The sequence below is a fragment of the Desemzia sp. FAM 23988 genome (assembly GCF_045528365.1).
In the GTDB taxonomy this organism is placed as follows: Bacteria; Bacillota; Bacilli; order Lactobacillales; family Carnobacteriaceae; genus Desemzia.
This window is the reverse complement of sequence record NZ_JBGQQS010000027.1, coordinates 17,206-34,143: the sequence shown is the minus strand read 5'-3', so window position 1 is coordinate 34,143 and position 16,938 is coordinate 17,206. Positions and strand designations below refer to the sequence as shown.

The 16,938-nt window shown below is 40.2% G+C and carries 12 protein-coding genes and 18 tRNA genes; all 30 read left to right on the top strand.

Features of this window, described 5'->3' with window-relative positions; genetic code table 11:
* Window positions 1-38 precede the first annotated feature (38 nt).
* Window positions 39-112 (top strand) — tRNA-Arg (locus ACEN4L_RS12015).
* 26 nt (window positions 113-138) lie between these two features.
* Window positions 139-212: transfer RNA gene (locus ACEN4L_RS12010), tRNA-Pro, on the top strand.
* Between the two features lie 9 nt (window positions 213-221).
* A tRNA-Ala gene (locus tag ACEN4L_RS12005) sits at window positions 222-294 on the top strand.
* 25 nt (window positions 295-319) lie between these two features.
* Window positions 320-393, top strand: a tRNA-Met gene (locus ACEN4L_RS12000).
* Between the two features lie 26 nt (window positions 394-419).
* Window positions 420-509: transfer RNA gene (locus tag ACEN4L_RS11995), tRNA-Ser, on the top strand.
* Window positions 510-552: 43 nt separating this feature from the next.
* Window positions 553-625 (top strand) — tRNA-Met (locus tag ACEN4L_RS11990).
* 41 nt (window positions 626-666) lie between these two features.
* Window positions 667-739 (top strand) — tRNA-Asp (locus ACEN4L_RS11985).
* 6 nt (window positions 740-745) lie between these two features.
* Window positions 746-816: transfer RNA gene (locus tag ACEN4L_RS11980), tRNA-Gly, on the top strand.
* A 5-nt stretch (window positions 817-821) separates the two neighbouring features.
* Window positions 822-895: transfer RNA gene (locus ACEN4L_RS11975), tRNA-Ile, on the top strand.
* A 49-nt stretch (window positions 896-944) separates the two neighbouring features.
* Window positions 945-1,032: transfer RNA gene (locus ACEN4L_RS11970), tRNA-Ser, on the top strand.
* A 39-nt stretch (window positions 1,033-1,071) separates the two neighbouring features.
* Window positions 1,072-1,143, top strand: a tRNA-Glu gene (locus ACEN4L_RS11965).
* 19 nt (window positions 1,144-1,162) lie between these two features.
* Window positions 1,163-1,235: transfer RNA gene (locus ACEN4L_RS11960), tRNA-Val, on the top strand.
* A 36-nt stretch (window positions 1,236-1,271) separates the two neighbouring features.
* Window positions 1,272-1,344 (top strand) — tRNA-Phe (locus tag ACEN4L_RS11955).
* 8 nt (window positions 1,345-1,352) lie between these two features.
* Window positions 1,353-1,433 (top strand) — tRNA-Tyr (locus ACEN4L_RS11950).
* Between the two features lie 35 nt (window positions 1,434-1,468).
* A tRNA-His gene (locus ACEN4L_RS11945) sits at window positions 1,469-1,541 on the top strand.
* A gap of 9 nt (window positions 1,542-1,550) precedes the next feature.
* A tRNA-Gln gene (locus ACEN4L_RS11940) sits at window positions 1,551-1,622 on the top strand.
* Window positions 1,623-1,643: 21 nt separating this feature from the next.
* Window positions 1,644-1,714 (top strand) — tRNA-Cys (locus tag ACEN4L_RS11935).
* Window positions 1,715-1,749: 35 nt separating this feature from the next.
* Window positions 1,750-1,834, top strand: a tRNA-Leu gene (locus ACEN4L_RS11930).
* A 186-nt stretch (window positions 1,835-2,020) separates the two neighbouring features.
* Complete coding sequence (locus ACEN4L_RS11925) at window positions 2,021-2,311, top strand: WXG100 family type VII secretion target (protein ID WP_079650732.1); 291 nt, start codon at window positions 2,021-2,023, stop codon at window positions 2,309-2,311.
* A gap of 95 nt (window positions 2,312-2,406) precedes the next feature.
* On the top strand, window positions 2,407-5,697 hold the full coding sequence (esaA, locus tag ACEN4L_RS11920) for a type VII secretion protein EsaA (protein WP_407097481.1): 3,291 nt from the start codon (window positions 2,407-2,409) through the stop codon (window positions 5,695-5,697).
* A 2-nt stretch (window positions 5,698-5,699) separates the two neighbouring features.
* A complete protein-coding gene (locus tag ACEN4L_RS11915) occupies window positions 5,700-6,191 on the top strand; it encodes a hypothetical protein (protein ID WP_131832582.1) in 492 nt (163 codons plus the stop codon).
* Window positions 6,178-6,420, top strand: a complete 243-nt coding sequence (locus ACEN4L_RS11910; protein ID WP_407097482.1) for an EsaB/YukD family protein — start codon at window positions 6,178-6,180, stop codon at window positions 6,418-6,420. Before ACEN4L_RS11915 ends, ACEN4L_RS11910 begins: the two co-directional genes overlap by 14 nt.
* Window positions 6,421-6,430: 10 nt before the next feature.
* Complete coding sequence (gene essB / locus ACEN4L_RS11905) at window positions 6,431-7,630, top strand: type VII secretion protein EssB (RefSeq protein ID WP_407097483.1); 1,200 nt, start codon at window positions 6,431-6,433, stop codon at window positions 7,628-7,630.
* A gap of 44 nt (window positions 7,631-7,674) precedes the next feature.
* Window positions 7,675-12,234, top strand: coding sequence for a type VII secretion protein EssC (gene essC, locus ACEN4L_RS11900; protein ID WP_407097484.1), 4,560 nt, complete (start codon window positions 7,675-7,677; stop codon window positions 12,232-12,234).
* 1 nt (window position 12,235) lies between these two features.
* Window positions 12,236-13,381 carry a hypothetical protein gene (locus ACEN4L_RS11895; protein ID WP_407097485.1) on the top strand — a complete coding sequence of 382 codons (1,146 nt, stop codon included), beginning with the start codon at window positions 12,236-12,238 and terminating at the stop codon, window positions 13,379-13,381.
* Window positions 13,374-13,673 (top strand): DUF5344 family protein, encoded by a 300-nt coding sequence (locus ACEN4L_RS11890; protein ID WP_131832564.1) that lies wholly within the window; start codon window positions 13,374-13,376, stop codon window positions 13,671-13,673. The genes ACEN4L_RS11895 and ACEN4L_RS11890 overlap by 8 nt, the downstream gene beginning before the upstream one ends.
* Window positions 13,674-13,686: 13 nt before the next feature.
* The gene (locus ACEN4L_RS11885) at window positions 13,687-15,120 is read left to right on the top strand and encodes a T7SS effector LXG polymorphic toxin (RefSeq protein WP_407097486.1); all 1,434 of its coding nucleotides are present in this window, start codon (window positions 13,687-13,689) and stop codon (window positions 15,118-15,120) included.
* 48 nt (window positions 15,121-15,168) lie between these two features.
* A complete protein-coding gene (locus ACEN4L_RS11880; RefSeq protein ID WP_407097487.1) occupies window positions 15,169-15,603 on the top strand; it encodes a hypothetical protein in 435 nt (144 codons plus the stop codon).
* Window positions 15,604-15,626: 23 nt separating this feature from the next.
* Complete coding sequence (locus ACEN4L_RS11875; RefSeq protein WP_407097488.1) at window positions 15,627-16,049, top strand: hypothetical protein; 423 nt, start codon at window positions 15,627-15,629, stop codon at window positions 16,047-16,049.
* Window positions 16,050-16,168: 119 nt separating this feature from the next.
* On the top strand, window positions 16,169-16,936 hold the full coding sequence (locus tag ACEN4L_RS11870) for an ABC transporter ATP-binding protein (RefSeq protein WP_407097489.1): 768 nt from the start codon (window positions 16,169-16,171) through the stop codon (window positions 16,934-16,936).
* Window positions 16,937-16,938 lie beyond the last annotated feature (2 nt).

Below are 16,938 nucleotides of genomic sequence, written 5' to 3'. Positions count from 1 at the left end.
CCGTGCCGGTTCGATTCCGGCCCTCGGCACCATTATTAGCACCCATAGCTCAATTGGATAGAGTACTTGACTACGAATCAAGCGGTTGCAAGTTCGACTCTTGCTGGGTGCATCTCTTTTAAAGAGTAACAAGGAAAACGGGAATTAGCTCAGCTTGGTAGAGCACTTGGTTTGGGACCAAGGGGTCGCAGGTTCGAATCCTGTATTCCCGATTTTATCTAGGGGCCTTAGCTCAGCTGGGAGAGCGCCTGCCTTGCACGCAGGAGGTCAGCGGTTCGATCCCGCTAGGCTCCATTCTATTAACTAATAGAAACTTTATGGCGGTGTAGCTCAGCTGGCTAGAGCGTCCGGTTCATACCCGGGAGGTCGTGGGTTCAATCCCCTCCGCCGCTATTGATTTTTTGTATTTCATCTTTCATGGAGGATTACCCAAGTCCGGCTGAAGGGAACGGTCTTGAAAACCGTCAGGTGTGTAAAAGCACGCAAGGGTTCGAATCCCTTATCCTCCTTATCGTGTCTGCAATCAGACATGACAATTTATATATTTATTATCGCGGGGTAGAGCAGTTGGCAGCTCGTCGGGCTCATAACCCGGAGGTCGCAGGTTCGAGTCCTGCCCCCGCAATAGTGCAGTAATGCACTGCAATAAAAATTTAAGCTGATTCTGGTCTCGTGGTGTAGGGGTTAACATGTCTGCCTGTCACGCAGAAGATCGCGGGTTCGATTCCCGTCGAGACCGTTTTATGCGGGTGTAGTTTAGTGGTAAAACCTCAGCCTTCCAAGCTGATGATGGGAGTTCGATTCTCCTCACCCGCTTTTATGGGCCTATAGCTCAGCTGGTTAGAGCGCACGCCTGATAAGCGTGAGGTCGATGGTTCGAGTCCATTTAGGCCCATTGCAAAAACAAACATAAATAAAATGAAGAAAATACTTTTCATTGGTTTGGGGAAGTACTCAAGTGGCTGAAGAGGCGCCCCTGCTAAGGGTGTAGGTCGCTAACGCGGCGCGAGGGTTCAAATCCCTCCTTCTCCGTTTTAATGTTTTCATTCATTTCAACTTATTTTATTATTAGGCCCGTTGGTCAAGCGGTTAAGACACTGCCCTTTCACGGCGGTAACACGGGTTCGAATCCCGTACGGGTCATTTTTATGGATTTACCTTTGGAGGTTTAGCTCAGTTGGGAGAGCATCTGCCTTACAAGCAGAGGGTCAGCGGTTCGAGCCCGTTAACCTCCATTGATTCCAAACTAAACACAATAATAGTACCAGTAAGGCCCGGTAGCTCAGTTGGTAGAGCACTTGATTGAAGCTCAAGGTGTCGGCAGTTCGACTCTGTCCCGGGCCATTTTATTTGGAGGGGTAGCGAAGTGGCTAAACGCGGCGGACTGTAAATCCGCTCCTTCGGGTTCGGCAGTTCGAATCTGCCCCCCTCCATCATTTATTTTAAATGATGTACTTTCAATATTATGGCGATTGTGGTGAAGTGGTTAACACACCGGATTGTGGTTCCGGCATGCGTGGGTTCGATCCCCATCAGTCGCCCTTTTTTATTGGGCTATAGCCAAGCGGTAAGGCAAGGGACTTTGACTCCCTCACGCGCTGGTTCGAATCCAGCTAGCCCAGTTCTTTTAAATATTATGTTTTGGCGGTATAGCCAAGTGGTAAGGCAGAGGTCTGCAAAACCTTCATCACCGGTTCAAATCCGGTTACCGCCTTGTTTGAAGATTGATAAAATTTGTTTGTTATACATGCCGGCGTGGCGGAACTGGTAGACGCGCTGGACTCAAAATCCAGTGCCTGTTGAGGGCGTGCCGGTTCGATTCCGGCCGCCGGTATTAATGTATGTATAAAATAAAAGACCTATGTCCTTTGCGGCAAAGGTCTTTTTGCGTGTTAAATAAAGCAAATCGAACAAAATGATGCGAAAAGAGGTTGAAAAGGGGATATTAGTTGCTTTCTAGGTATAAAATTTGGTAAGTTTATTCTGGTTGTAAATTACTTATAGTAATGGAGGAGAAAAAATGGCACAAATTAAACTAACACCGGAAGAGCTAAGAACTTCAGCGGTTAAATACACAAATGGTTCAACAGATATCGATAATGTATTATCTATTTTAACCTCAGCGCAAGAAACGATTCGTGAAAATTGGGAAGGTACAGCATTTGAAAGTTTTGACAATCAATTTACGGAGCTAAAACCAAAAATTCAAGAATTTTCACAATTATTGCAAGATATCAATACTCAGTTGAATTCAGTAGCAGATACTATTGAACAAACGGATCAAGATATTGCTGGGAAAATCGGATTCTAAATCGATAATGTACTTAATTTTAAAAACCAAAGGGAAGGGATGAGAATTCCCTTCCCTTTGGTTTTTAGTCTAATTTGGAAAGGTGAAGGAAACGGATGGAAGAAAAAAAGGGGATCTGGTTTAAAATTGGAGGAGCACTGATTGTTTTTTCAGTATTGATGTTTATGCTGAACCATCAAATACAAGGCAAAAATCAACAAAATGAAACAGCTGGTGATTCTACAGATAAAGTATCTATGGATGTTAAAGGTAAGATGGACATTGCTATTGTCAATGAAGATGAAGGAACGATCGTCGATAATACATCTTATGACTTGGGATCTAATTACATAAAACAAGTAGAAAAAAATGAGGATTACAATTGGTATGTCGTCAGTAGAGGGAGTGCGGAAACTGGTTTAAATGAAGGCTCTTATCAGTTGATGCTGATTATACCGAATAATTTTTCAGCTAAAATATTGGATTTGAAAGATGCAAATCCAGAAAAAGTCTCCGTTCAATACAGAGTGAATGCGAATGGAAATGGTGATTTAGAAGCAGAAGCCAATCGTGTAGGTCATGAAATCGTGAATGGATTGAATCAACAATTAGTAGATGTCTATGTAGCGACTATATTAGTGAATCTGTCACAAGCACAAAATAGCGTTCAAGAAATAGTAAACGGCAATAATGGCAATATGTTTTCATATGAAGATCAAGTGTATGGGACTGCTTTGAATTTCGAAAATGCGATTCCGACGATTAAAACACATACGGACACAAGCCTTCAAGGAAACGAGCGATTGACAAATACGCTGATTGAAAATACAGAAGGATTTACTGAATACAGTCAATCCTTGATGGAATACGATTCTCAATTAATGGAATATGGTGCAACTTTGGAGAGTGACTCAACTTCTTATGCTGCTTTTATGGAGCAATTGATGAGTATGGATGCCAATTTATTAAATGATGAAACACAAAATCTGTTTCAATCCATCCAAACTTCCAATCGTCAATTACTCGCCCAATTTCAACAACCTGGACCGATCATGTTGGCGGAAAATCAATTTGATACCTATGCCAGCGAGTTTACACGATTACAGAATTATATGGATGAAATGAATGGAAAAATCACGGAGCAAGAAGAACTAATGGATCAACAATTGGCATCTGTGAATACATTTGTGGACAAACAACTAATGGGATATTATAAAAAGGATGGGACTATCAGCCTAAGGGACTTCCTGTCATTACATGAAAATGATAAAGAAACCAATGCGTTTATGAAAGAGATAGCAGCGAATGAAGCTCTTCATCAACAAAGCGTATTGAACAAAATAGCTTCCTTACCGTATTTCAGTATTAAGGATGAAGATACAAGAGCTCAATTAACCTTAATTGAAAATGAAGAAACGATTCGTTTGATTGATTCTATCAACAAGCAAACGGAGTACCTGAAAAGTTTCAGTACTAGCCCAAATGAAGAAGCAAATACACTGAAACAAAGAGTAGCAGCTGCTTATACAGCTTTGAGTCCATTTGTAACCAACAAAGAAGAAAAGACTTTTTCATTTGAAATTGACAATAGTGATGGGAAAATTGAACCTGGTAGTAAAATTACGGTCGATTTCCCAGATGGAGTTTTGGGTTCGTGGTCGGCAGAGGACCAAACTGTTGGTGGCAAAGAAATGATTGTGATCAAGGGTTCTTATACTATTAATAAATTGCCTGAAGACCAAACGGAAAAGCAGCAAATTGTAGTAGAATTGCTTCAAGAGCCAATAAAATCAACCCCTATCTATGAAGAATCAAGGGAATCTGATAAAGGCGATAAACCAAATGCTGAATCTAGCACAGAAACTGGCCTAGAATCTCTTTTAGAAGATAATCAGACTGAAGCTGGAGAAGAGAAGGGAACATCCACAGAAAAAGAAATAGAGCCGGATAAGCCTATCATAGGTTGGGAAGAAGGCAGAGCTGGAGTTCGTTACGTATTTTATGAAGAAATTGATTATTATTCTGACTTAGCAGGACAGGATTACCGTGAAGCTCTAAATAACTACAGTGAAGTAATAGGTGAAGTCAAGCAAGTGTATCAAAATGTATTTGAGCAGATCGGTATCACAACAGATAGCGTTAATGAACCTGTTTTTGATGCTTATACCAAAACAGCAGAAGCGTTTTTAGATCGTGATGTGAGAACGTATCTATCAGATATTGTGACCTACACGCTGACAGCTAATTTGACCAATTACCGCACATTAGCTGAGCAACAAATTAATGCGCGGTCAACAATGAATCATTTGACGCAACAAATACCTGTTCTGGCAAATAAATTGGTGGATATCCGCACAACAGCACAGGCGAATTCAGAACAGATTGATGTGCAATTGCAGTTATTGTCCAACTGGCAAGAACAAGCTCAAAATCTGACGGAATTAGGAACAGAAAGTGCACTGGACCAAGAATCTAGTTCAGCAACAGCTGAAGATATTCATTCTCAATTAAGTCAGTTGCTGCAAACTAGCGGAAGTTTGATGAGCAATTCTGAAAATACTGTGGAAATGGCTAATTCAGTAGCGGATATTTTCCAAGATTTTGATGCAGATGTATCAGTATTGGCATCAAGCAGCGAAGAACTGTCATCAGATGCTGCCGGTTTAATGAGTCGTTTCCAAGAACAAGTGCAAGAAAATAATGATTTTGCTGGTGGATTTGTGGAATTGCTGAAAAACACACACAACAATGGCGTGTTGAATGAAAATGTCATGAACTTCATTGCTAATCCAGTTGAACAAGACTTCAAAGGTTCTGTGCAAGCAGCGGAAACCGTGAATCCATTTAGTTGGGTATTGATGGCCTATGGTATTTCCTTATTTGCGGGGTATTTAGTGGCTGCAAACCAATTAGTCTTTTTGAAAAAAGATGATTTTGATGAATCAAATGGAGCATTCAAATTAAGAGCTTATCCATTAGCGATCGTAGTTGGTTTGAGTGCAGTTATAGGTGTGATCGAAGGAATCGTTAGTGGAAATGTGTTGGCTATTCCAGTTGATTATATGCTGCAATGGATTTCATTTATGGTGTTGATCAGTGTTGTGTTTGCCTTATTGAATTATGGATTGATCAAGTTATGGAAAAACATTGGATTGGGAATCAGTATTTATTTCTTGATCAGCTATGTTTTTGTGACCGAAATGATAGGAACAGTCAATAGTTTAACGGGCTTTGCGGAAACTGTTCGTAATGTGAATCCGTTGATGCTAGGAGAAAGAGCTTTACGGGCAGTTTTAAGTGTTCAAAGCAGCGCTGGATATGTGACTGGATTGATCTTGATCGCTATCATTTTAACCGCATTATTATTAGTCATTAAAAAGAAAACACCTAAACAAGAGGTGGTATAGAGATGAAAAAAAGAAGTTGTTTTCTGCTGGGGGTTTTAGGAGTATGGTTGTGTTTATATCCGCAAGAAGTTTCAGCTGAGGATTCTTCCGATTCAAGAAGTGTAAACATTCAAGTAGATCGTTTAGAAGGCGGGCCTGAATCGCGTTCGAACTTTTCAACAAATAACAGCGCCTTGTTTCACTTAGAGGATACGCAACAACTGCATGAATACAAAGAGCAGCAACAAGCCTTAAGAAACCAGCAGGCCGACAATTTATTTACCAAACCCATCAAAGACACTACTCATGATACAATTGAAAAGATAAACTTGTTTACTTCTCAGATAAATGCCAGCTCTTCAACAAGTCCAGCGACTGAAATAAACTTTCAGTCGCTGGCGCTGGCTAATTTAACTGAGAACAACTGGTTCTGGTTGATGGTTGTTCTGGTAGTATCAGCAGCACTTTTAGCTTCATATCAAATGTATAAGAGGGATAAACATGCCAGATACTGAACACATTAATATCACATTGATGTTAAAAAACGGAAATCAAGTTGATTTACGCATTCCTATTTTCATCAGTGCAGCTGCATTAGTGCACCAAATGGAATCCATTTTTCATTTGGAAAAGAAAGAAGGCATGAAGCAAATCAAAGTCCGTACAAAGGGATTGGTTTTAACAGAAGACCAACAGCTTTATGACTATCCGATAACGGATGGAGACATTATAGAAATTATCTAAGGAGAACCGCATGGAGCAAACAGAAAACAACCCACAGTCTAGGACAATCAAGTTCGACAATGCTGAATTCGAATACCTGAAAAACAATCAGGAATGGACAGTTGCGCTGATCAAATCAGCAGCCAATTTAAAAAATGAGCAACAGTTAGCGGTTTTAAAAGTGCCAGAACCGTATTTTCTGCCGTGTACGTATGAAGTGACGGAAGATAAATTACTGTTTCATTATGCTATCGAGCGTCCTGGTTACACCGCCCAAGACATACAAGCATTGGACAATACGGATAAATTAAAAGCAGTAGTAAATTTGTTGTCTATTGAACGATTCAGCTCATTTCCGTATACTTTTTTCTTACATCCAGAAAACATTTATTATGATTACAATTTGATTCCTTCTATTGCTTATCGGGGGATCAAAGAGCAGATGCCGCCGACAGAAATGAATGACGTTTTTTTATTGCGCAATTTAAAAAGCTATATCATCAGTCTGTTTCAGACACAGTACAATTTTACAGATCTGTATGAAGGGAATTTGGAAAATATAACAGGCAATGAATTTATTATGCACATCAAAAATGCGGAAACCTTTAACCAATTAGCCGAGTACCTTAAACTGATATACCACCAAAAAACGCAGGAAGACAAACTGAAATATCAAAAAGTAGATAAGAAGAAATATACATGGTCACGACAATTGTCCATTTGGTTCGGAGCGGCCTTGGTCATTGCTCTAGCTGCCTTGATTTATTTTGTCTTTATCCGCAGTCCTTTTCAAAATCGCTTATTACAAGCAGATGCTTATTTTGTCCAAAATAACTACTCAGAAGTGGTTTCGACATTAAATCCAGTGGATCACACTGATTTACCGGTCACACAAAAGTACATTTTGGCTTACTCAGTAGTGCAAGGTCAGAATTTTAATGAAGAGCAAAAAAAAGTGATTTTGAACAACGTCAGTTTGAAATCGGATACCAACTACTTAGATTTTTGGGTCCATATTGGTCGCGGCGACTTTGAAGAAGCGATCGATGTGGCGAAAAAGATCGGCGATTACGATTTGATTTTATACGGTTTGGTTCAAATTCGGGAACAGATCGTTAATAATCCAGATTTAACGGGAGAAGAACGAGAAGAACAATTGAGTCAGTATGAGAACCAGTATGATGAATACACGAAAGAAAGAGATTCTATTCTTGATGAAAGCACAGAGTAAGAGAGACCAACGTATAAGAATACGGAGTAAGGAAGGTGTAACCGGTGGAACAAGTGAAATACCAAGAAAAAAGAACTAAACCGCTTAGTCTGATCGTCTATGATTTAATGGAGAGGTATCAGTTTGATATTGCGGCAGAAGAAAAAGAAAATGCCTATTCCATTTCGTTGGAGGAAAAAAGATTTTCTGCCTTGAACCGCTTATTTCTGGATGTGCCATTAGGGCCTATTCAAGTTATTGGCAGTCGAGTTAGGGTCCAATTCAATGAAAAAATCATAGAAGGACAGCTGAATGAGTGGATATCTCTTCCGATAGATCAAGGAGAGATCCAGTTTTATTTAGGGGACCAACTGCCGCAAAAACGATATGATCTGGCTACTAAAAATACCTTATTGATCAGTCCGCATCAAAATGCAGATATCCAACTGGCAACTCCTTCGTTAAAGGCTATTTTTAAAAGAGATGATCACTCTCAATGGTGGTACGAGTTGCTTGAAGGTTCTTTATACGTAAACAATCGTCTTGTCCAAGCACAAACAGGGGCCATCGAATTTGGAGACGAAGTAGCTTTTCAAAATCATAAACTCAAGCTGGTCAAAGATGAATTGCAAGTTCGGAAATCTGAATCTATGCAAGTAAACTTGCAAGAAGTGGTTTTCTCAAGGTATGAGTATCCAGAAGATTATCCTGACTACCATCGGTCACCTAGGATCATTTACCGCAATCCGGAAAAGAAGGTAGAAGTAAAAGCTCCACCTCAACTGCCTAAAAAGCCGTCAGAACAGTTGTTAAAGATTATTGTACCGCCATTGGTCATGGTGACTTTACTGATCATGATTAGTATTTTTCAACCAAGAGGGTTGTACATTATCATTACTTTAGTGATGTCCTTGTTAACAGCTGTTTTTTCTATCCAACGTTATTTCACGCAAAAGCGCGAGTATCGAAAAGCGCTGGAAGAAAGAACGAATACATATCAGAGCTATTTAAAAGCGAAAGCCAAAGATTTGTACCACGATAAAAAAGAACAAGAAAACGGACAACACTATCATTACCCCTCCATCAGTGAGATTGAAGAGTTGACCGTAAGCATGAACCATCGAATTTATGAAAAAACGCCAAACCATTTTGACTTTCTGCACTACCGTCTAGGATTGGGAAAAGTTCCGAATTCTGTCGATTTGACTTACTCGAATAAAGAAAGAGAAAAAAAATTAGACGATTTGGAGACACAAGGCTATCACTTATTTGAACAGTACCAGTCCTTAGACCAAATGCCGATCACGGTCAATTTGACTGATGCACCGGTGGGCTATATCGGTCCGAGAAAATTGGTTATCGAGCAGCTGCAGTTGCTGGTCAATCAATTGGCTTTTTTCCATAGTTACCATGAAATCCAGTTTATTACCATTTTTCCGGAAGAAGAAAAAGAAGACTGGAATTGGATGCGCTGGTTGCCGCATGCAAAATTAAGCGATACTAATGTACGAGGATTTGTCTATAACCAACGCAGCCGGGATCAAGTATTGAACAGCTTGTACCAGATCTTGAAAGAGCGGAAGAATGCGCTGGATGAGAAGAAAAAAGCCGATGACGGTTCATTGTTCAGTCCGCAATATGTAGTGTTGGTCACGGATGAGAAACTGATCTTGGATCACATGATCATGGAATTCTTTGATCAAAATCCATTAGCTTTAGGATGCAGCATCATTTTTGTGCAAGACGTTCTAAGTTCATTATCGGAGAATGTTCAAACGGTTATTGACGTTCGAGATCGAAATACCGGAGTTTTATTGATGGAAAGTGGAGAATTGAAGAATACACTGTTCCATTTAGACCATTTTCCAGATTCTTTCGACAAAGAACGGATTCCGCGCAAATTAGCACCGTTAAAGCATTTGCAAAGCATTAAAAATGGCGTTCCGGATACAGTGACCTTCTTGGAAATGTACCAGGCTAGTCGTTTTGAAGACCTAGAAGTTGCCAAACGTTGGCAGGAGCATTCACCGCATAAAACATTAGCAGTGCCAATCGGTTTAAGAGCTATGAATGATCCAGTACAATTGAACTTGCATGAAAAAGCACATGGACCACATGGATTGATTGCAGGAACAACAGGATCAGGAAAATCGGAGTTGATCCAAAGTTATATCTTGAGTTTGGCTGTCAATTTCCATCCACATGATGTAGCATTTTTACTGATTGATTACAAAGGTGGAGGAATGGCAAATCTATTTGCTCATTTACCGCATTTATTGGGAACAATCACCAACTTGGATGGCAATCAAAGTTTAAGAGCGTTGTCTTCCATCAAAGCCGAATTAAAAAGACGGCAGCAATTATTTTCATTGAACAATGTCAATCACATCAATCAGTACCAAAAACTGGTCAAAAATGGAGACGTCTCTGAACCATTGCCGCATTTATTCCTGATCAGTGATGAATTTGCGGAATTGAAAGCCGAGCAGCCTGATTTTATGAAAGAATTGGTTTCTACTGCTCGTATTGGACGTTCGTTAGGAATCCATTTGATCTTAGCGACCCAGAAGCCTACTGGTGTGGTAGATGACCAGATTTGGAGTAATTCACGCTTTAAGATTGCATTGAAAGTAGCGGACCGTGCAGATTCTATGGAAATGTTGCGGACGCCAGATGCCTCTGAGATCACTCAAGTTGGTAGAGGATATATGCAAGTGGGAAACAATGAAATCTATGAGTTGTTCCAAAGTGCTTGGAGTGGTGCTGATTATCTTCCAGATAAAGAAACACAGCACATTGAAGATCACACCATCTATATGGTCAATGATTTAGGACAATATGAGATATTGAACGAGGATCTAAGCGGGTTAGACTCTGTTGAAGAAATCAAACAGCTCCCTACAGAATTGGATGCTGTGATCGAAGGTATCCAAAGAGAAGTATTCAAAGAAAAAATCAAACCGATTTCAAAACCTTGGCTGCCTCCTTTAAAAGAGCGAATCTATGTAGAAAACCTGCATGAGGTTCAATTTGAGGAAGAATGGGCGAAGAAAAAAATGCCTTTGAAACCAGTCATTGGGATGATCGATTTACCGGATAGTCAAGAACAGCAAACCCTGCAATTGGATTTAAGGAAAAATGGACATGTATTATTGTATGCTAGTCCAGGGTATGGAAAGTCGACTTTTTTACAAACGATCCTCTTGGACTTAGCCCGTTCACAAAATCCAGAACAAGTGGAGATGTATTTATTGGATTTTGGAACAAATGGTTTGTTGCCACTAAAAGATTTGCCACATGTGGCCGATATATTCAGTGCAGACGAACACGAAAAAATCAGAAAATACATTACCCGTATGACTCAAGAGATCAAGCGACGGAAAAAATTGTTGAGCCAGTATTCAGTAGCTAATATGGCGTTATATGAAGAAGTCAGCGGGAAAAGTGAACCTTCTCTGTTGATTGCGGTAGACAGCTATGAAGGAATCAAAGGATTTCCGATCGAAGCTGAATTTGAAAGTCATTTGATCCAATTAGCCCGTGAAGGAGCCAGCTTGGGAATCCATATCGTGATGACTGCTGGAAGACAAGCCAATATTCGAATGAATTTATCGGGCAATATCAAGCAGCAATTTGTGTTAAAACAAAATGCGGATGACGAAGCAAGAATGATCGTCGGAAGAACTTCACTGACCATTGATGATACTCCTGGACGTGGTTTGGTACGATTAGAGAGACCTGAGTTGTTCCAAGTAGCTTTGCCGGCTAAAGGAGAAAGCAGCATAGCTTTGATTCAGGAAATACAAACGGAAGTGAAGCGCATGAAGCAAGCTTGGAAGGGTAAGCTGCCGATTCCTATTCCAATGGTTCCAGACGAACTGCTCGTTAACGATTTTGTGTCCAATCCAATCGTGGTCGAAATGTTAGCTGAAAAAGAAACACTCGTCGTTGGGCTGGACAGAAGCACTGCTTTACCGATAGGATTTAAACGCAACGAAAAAGTGATCTACTTAAGTTCGGGAAGAATGAAATTAACGGAAAGCTTAAATTCATTGCTGCAAATCGCTAAAACGACTGAGCAGCGAACGTACATCATTGATCATTCCAGTATGCCGTTGTATACACACCGCCAAAGTGTCCAAGCATATGCCACTACAGACCAAGAGATCGATTATGTCATTGAACATGTTTTAGAGATTATAGCGGAACGGGAAGAACTGTATTTCAATCAATTCAAACAAGATGCTGCTCAGAACATGAAAGACTTCCATTTAGACTTTACGCCGATCATGTTGGTCATCAATGACTTAAGTGCGATTTACGACAAATTGGATACAGCTGTGAAGCGGAAAATCGATCAACTAGTTGAACTAGAACACAAATTAGGGATCACGATTGTTTTTGGTGCAGAATTCAGTACTTTCAATCGCGACTATAATGATTTGGCGAAGCGATTGAAAGCTACGAAAAATGCGGTCATAACGATGAGCTTTTCAGAGCAAACCATTTATGCACCGGCCGTCCGGATTTCTCGCGAAAAACCATTAGAACAAGATGAAGCCTACTTGTATCGTGAGGGAAATGTTCAAAAAATCAAGTTCCCAGTAAAAACTTCGGAGGGGTAAGATGAATAAGGTAAATGACTTAAGGATAGAAATCAATCAATATCCATACATGGACAATAAGCTTTATGTTTCACTGGGCATTCATGCCGGTTTCGCCTATAAAGAGTATATGTTGCTGAAAAATAGATCTAAGCGAATCACATTAAACCAAGCCAGTGCAAATGTTTTTATGGAATATATGCGCTTGAAAACAGCTCAAACGATGGGGAAAATGGTGCGGACGAATACGACAACAAATGCTTCTGTACTGACCTTTTTTACGACCGTTTCGACTTTTGATAAAGATATCCAACAAATCATGGATCTCTTTTATGAGGGAGATTTTGATGAAAAACTATTTGTAGAAGCGAAAGCCAATTGTGTAGCTAATTTTCAAAAGAACTACCAGGATATCGAATTTCGGGCATATACTAAATTGATGGAGTTTTCAGATCAACGCAAGGGATTTGATTTTCACCAATTTACTCAGGCAATCCAAGCGATCCAGTCAGCAGACATAAGACAATTTAGGGAAATGTTTGTGAACTATCCGAACACGTTTTTATTGATCAATGGCCATACAGATAAAATAAAAGAAGCTGATTTTTTCTATCAACTCAAAGAAACCAAAAGGCCGGGAGATGTATTTGTTCCTTCCATTCATTTGATAGGTGATGCTCCTGCTCAAGACCGACACTTATCTGCAATGGATAAGCAATCCTATCGCACTGGTGCTATGCACTTTGACTTTGATTCAGAATCGATTCCGGTACACGATCGTTTTGCTTTATTGCAATTGATCGGGCATAGTTTATTCAAACATCATTTTGCAGTTAGTGTAGATGCTTTAGATGCCAGCATACTGTACAAAGATTTGCCTTTACTAGAATACAAAGATAAAATAATAGTATCTTTAACTGAAGAGAATGTAAAAGAAGCCTGTTTGTCTATACAGGAAGAAGTGGAATACATGCTTGTCGAAAAACCGTATCAATTCAATGCGCTGTTTGCCAGTTTATATGTGAATGGCATTGATTTGATCAAGTATTATGTCACCATTAAAACGTATCGACCTGAGTTTATCAAAAAAATCATGAAACTAAATCAAGAAGCCATTACTGAATGCCACATTAGGCTAGAACAAGGAGCGAGTGTGAACTATGTCTGAAATATTGATCGACCCAGAAAAACTTCAAGAAGAGATCGCCGGTTTTAGAGAAGCTACTGAGGTGATCGATAGTTCTCCTTACTCAACAGAAAAGGGAAACTTGGATTTGGCAGCAGTCAATAAGTATGTGGATGCTCTAGATCAAATGAATACAGCAATGACCAACTTTAAAGCGTTGGCGGAGAATGATATTCAGAATTTGGAATTTATTCGAGCAGACTGGATGAATGTAGACCGTGATTTAGCAGGAATGACAATTTGGGACAGAGCATTTGGTTCAAGCGGTTCATAGTGGGGGTGCACATATGGCTTTATTAAATAACGAAGAGATTGAAAATCTGGCAACAGAAGCAACAGATCAAGCTTTAACATTGGAGGACTTATTTTATACGCAGTACAAAAGTGCCTATGTGTTGACAGAGACAACGAGTTTTAAAGGAGCAGCAGCGGATAGTTACAAACAATACATTCGACTATCGACGATCCATCACATCAATATGTTTATGAATATACTAGAAGAAATAAAAACAGCCATCAATGAAATCAAAGAGGCTTATTTAGGTTTTGAAAGTGATGCGAATGGGAAAGTAGCAACGGATGATTTAGAGTCTGCTGAGCAGAGTGTAGCGAGAGAGCAGCGAAATACTTCGGCAATCACAACGCGGGTAGAGACGTTGAATACCCGAGCTGCTGAATACATTCCAGTAACAGATATCCAAAGCAACACGTTGGATACCGATTTTCAAGCCGTATTGGTATTTTTAACGGACACGGTCTATGGCTTATCTGAAACAGATGACACTGCTTTGGCAACAGCTGAATCCATTTATGAACGGATTCAAGAGTTGACCAACAGCATCACGAATATTTCAGAAAACTATTACGACAGCCAAGGAGCTATTGCGTTAGACCGAGTGGGCAATATAGCCAATGAATCGTGGTACAAAACAGAACCTACCACAGCTATCGACAACAAATTGATAGAAGATCCGTTTTTCTACACGGCTGATTCCCAAGCGATTGGAGAAGGACAATGGGCTGCTGGGCTGGCAACAGACACATATATCGCAGCCGGATATGCACTGCCAAATTACAGTTATCAAGCGGGAGTAGACAATGGAGTTTATTCAGCTTCCGGAGACGCTGCCCTCATTGAAGGAAATGTAAATGCAGAACTAGGCGGAATTGCTGAAGCTAACGTGGTGGGAAGAGGCGGCTATGCCAATGGTACAGCTGAATTCGGTTCGCTGATAGGTGAATCTGATAAAAGAGGGATTCACCTTGATGGAGAAGTTGGTGCAGCTGATATTCAAAGTAGAGCAAGACTTGGCAATGACTTGTTGAATGCTGAAGGAAGAGCAGGAGCTGAAGGAGCGACTGCGGGGGGAACTGTATCGGCTATGTACGAGGATCAAAATAACTATGCAGCCGGCCTTAGAGGAGATGCATCTATCTGGGAAGCATCGGCAAGTTTAGGTTTATCTGCCTTTGATATTGAGATGGAAACGAAAGATTCAAACGGAAACACAATCAAGGACAAAGTTTCATTATTTGGAGCAGATCTCGAGGCTTCTGGAGGCTGGAGCGCAGGTGCAGCAGCTTATATCGAAACACAAAATGTATCTGAATTTGGACCATTGAATCTAAATGCTACTTCACTGGAACTAGGCGGAAAATTAGGTTTAGGACTGAACTTGAAACTCAACTTCCCCACATTTACGTTTGATTTTCCTTGGTGATCAAGACCTATTTTAACAGACAACTAATCAACGAAAGTGAGTGAAAGTATGGCAACCGATAAAGCGATCCAGCTTATCCTACCAAAAAGTTCCAAAGCAGAGAAACCCGAAAACAATCCTATTGTGGCTCTTGCGCAAGAGTACTTGGACAGCCTATCGGATATTGGAGTTGCTGGACTGTTTAATTTAACGTATACGGGATACTTAATAGAAACAAAACCGTATCAGGCATTATTTATGGCAACCAATCGAACAGGAGAACCAATAGAAGATTTTTCGTTTGTTCTTGATGTGCAAATTGGAGATCAAACAATCTGGCAAAACACCTTGTTTCGCATCACGAAAGAAGAGTTTGGAGAAATCCCTGTCCAGTCCTCGATGCCGATATTGATCAGTGTCCCTGAAGGAAGAGAAGCGGACTTATTGGAAGCTGATAATGACACGATCCAGATTTCTCTTTCTCAATTACAGAAGTTGACCTGAGTCACAACGAAGGAGGTAATTTGATGGGGCTAATAGAGGATCTAAAAAACAGAATCCAGCAATATCAGAACACGATTGAAGATGACCGACAAAGAATTGATGCATACAATCAAAAAATCACTGAGATCGAACAGATCTACAATGAGATGGCAAACGAAAAAGAGAATTTGATCAATGAAAAAAGCACTGTTCAAGCGGTAGCCAATGAATCTTACAGCAATTGGACAGGTAATCTATACGCTAATGAATACGAACCTATGCTAGTGGACGATGTACTTAATGGGAGTCTCCAAGAGACCATTCATGCGATCGATGAAAATCTAGATGCTTTGAATGATGCGAAGACTAGATTTGAAAATAAAATCAATCGTACAGAAGGTATCATAGGAACTTTGGAAGCGGGGATCAATTCGCTGTGGAATGAAGTAGAAAACTTAATGAATTGATGCAAATCAGTCAACTAACCCCATAATGCTGCATTATGGGGTTAATTGTTTACTTGATTCTTCAGGCGTTTTTTGACATACTGAGCAAAAGGGTAAGTTGGAAAGGGAGAAAAATACAGATGATTGAATTTAGAAATGTGTCCAAAAATTATGGGCAGAAACAAGCATTAAAAAATGTCACGTTAGCGATCCAACCGGGGGAAATTTTTGGATTGATCGGTCATAATGGAGCCGGTAAATCGACAGCAATCAAGTCGTTGGTAAGTATCATCGATCCTACTGCAGGAGAAATTTTGGTAGATGGAGAAAAATTGACAGAGCATCGCTTGGCGATCAAAAGCAAAATCGGTTATGTGCCGGATTCGCCAAATATGTTTTTACGTTTGACAGCAACGGAATATTGGAATCTGATGGCGACTGCATACGAGGTGACACCTGACAGCTATCAAGATAAATTGACGGCATTGCTTGAGTTGTTCGATATGACAGAAAATCAATACGGAGTCATCAATTCTTTCTCACACGGGATGCGACAAAAAACGTTTATCATTGGGGCCTTGCTGTCGAATCCGGATATTTGGATTTTAGACGAACCGATGACAGGGTTAGATCCGCAAGCAGCGTTTGATTTAAAAGAAATGATGAAGCAGCACGCTGCTGCAGGCAATATCGTCTTGTTTTCGACTCATGTATTGGATACGGCGCAACAAATTTGCGATCATATCGCTATCCTTAAACAGGGAGAAGTCTTGTACGATGGAACGATTGAAGATTTGCAAGCCCAAAACGAACACCAATCTCTTGAAACCATTTATTTGAAAATGGCGGGCAGACAACCAGGAGAAAATCCAACTGCTGTTTCAGTGGAACCTGAAGGGAGAGGATGAAC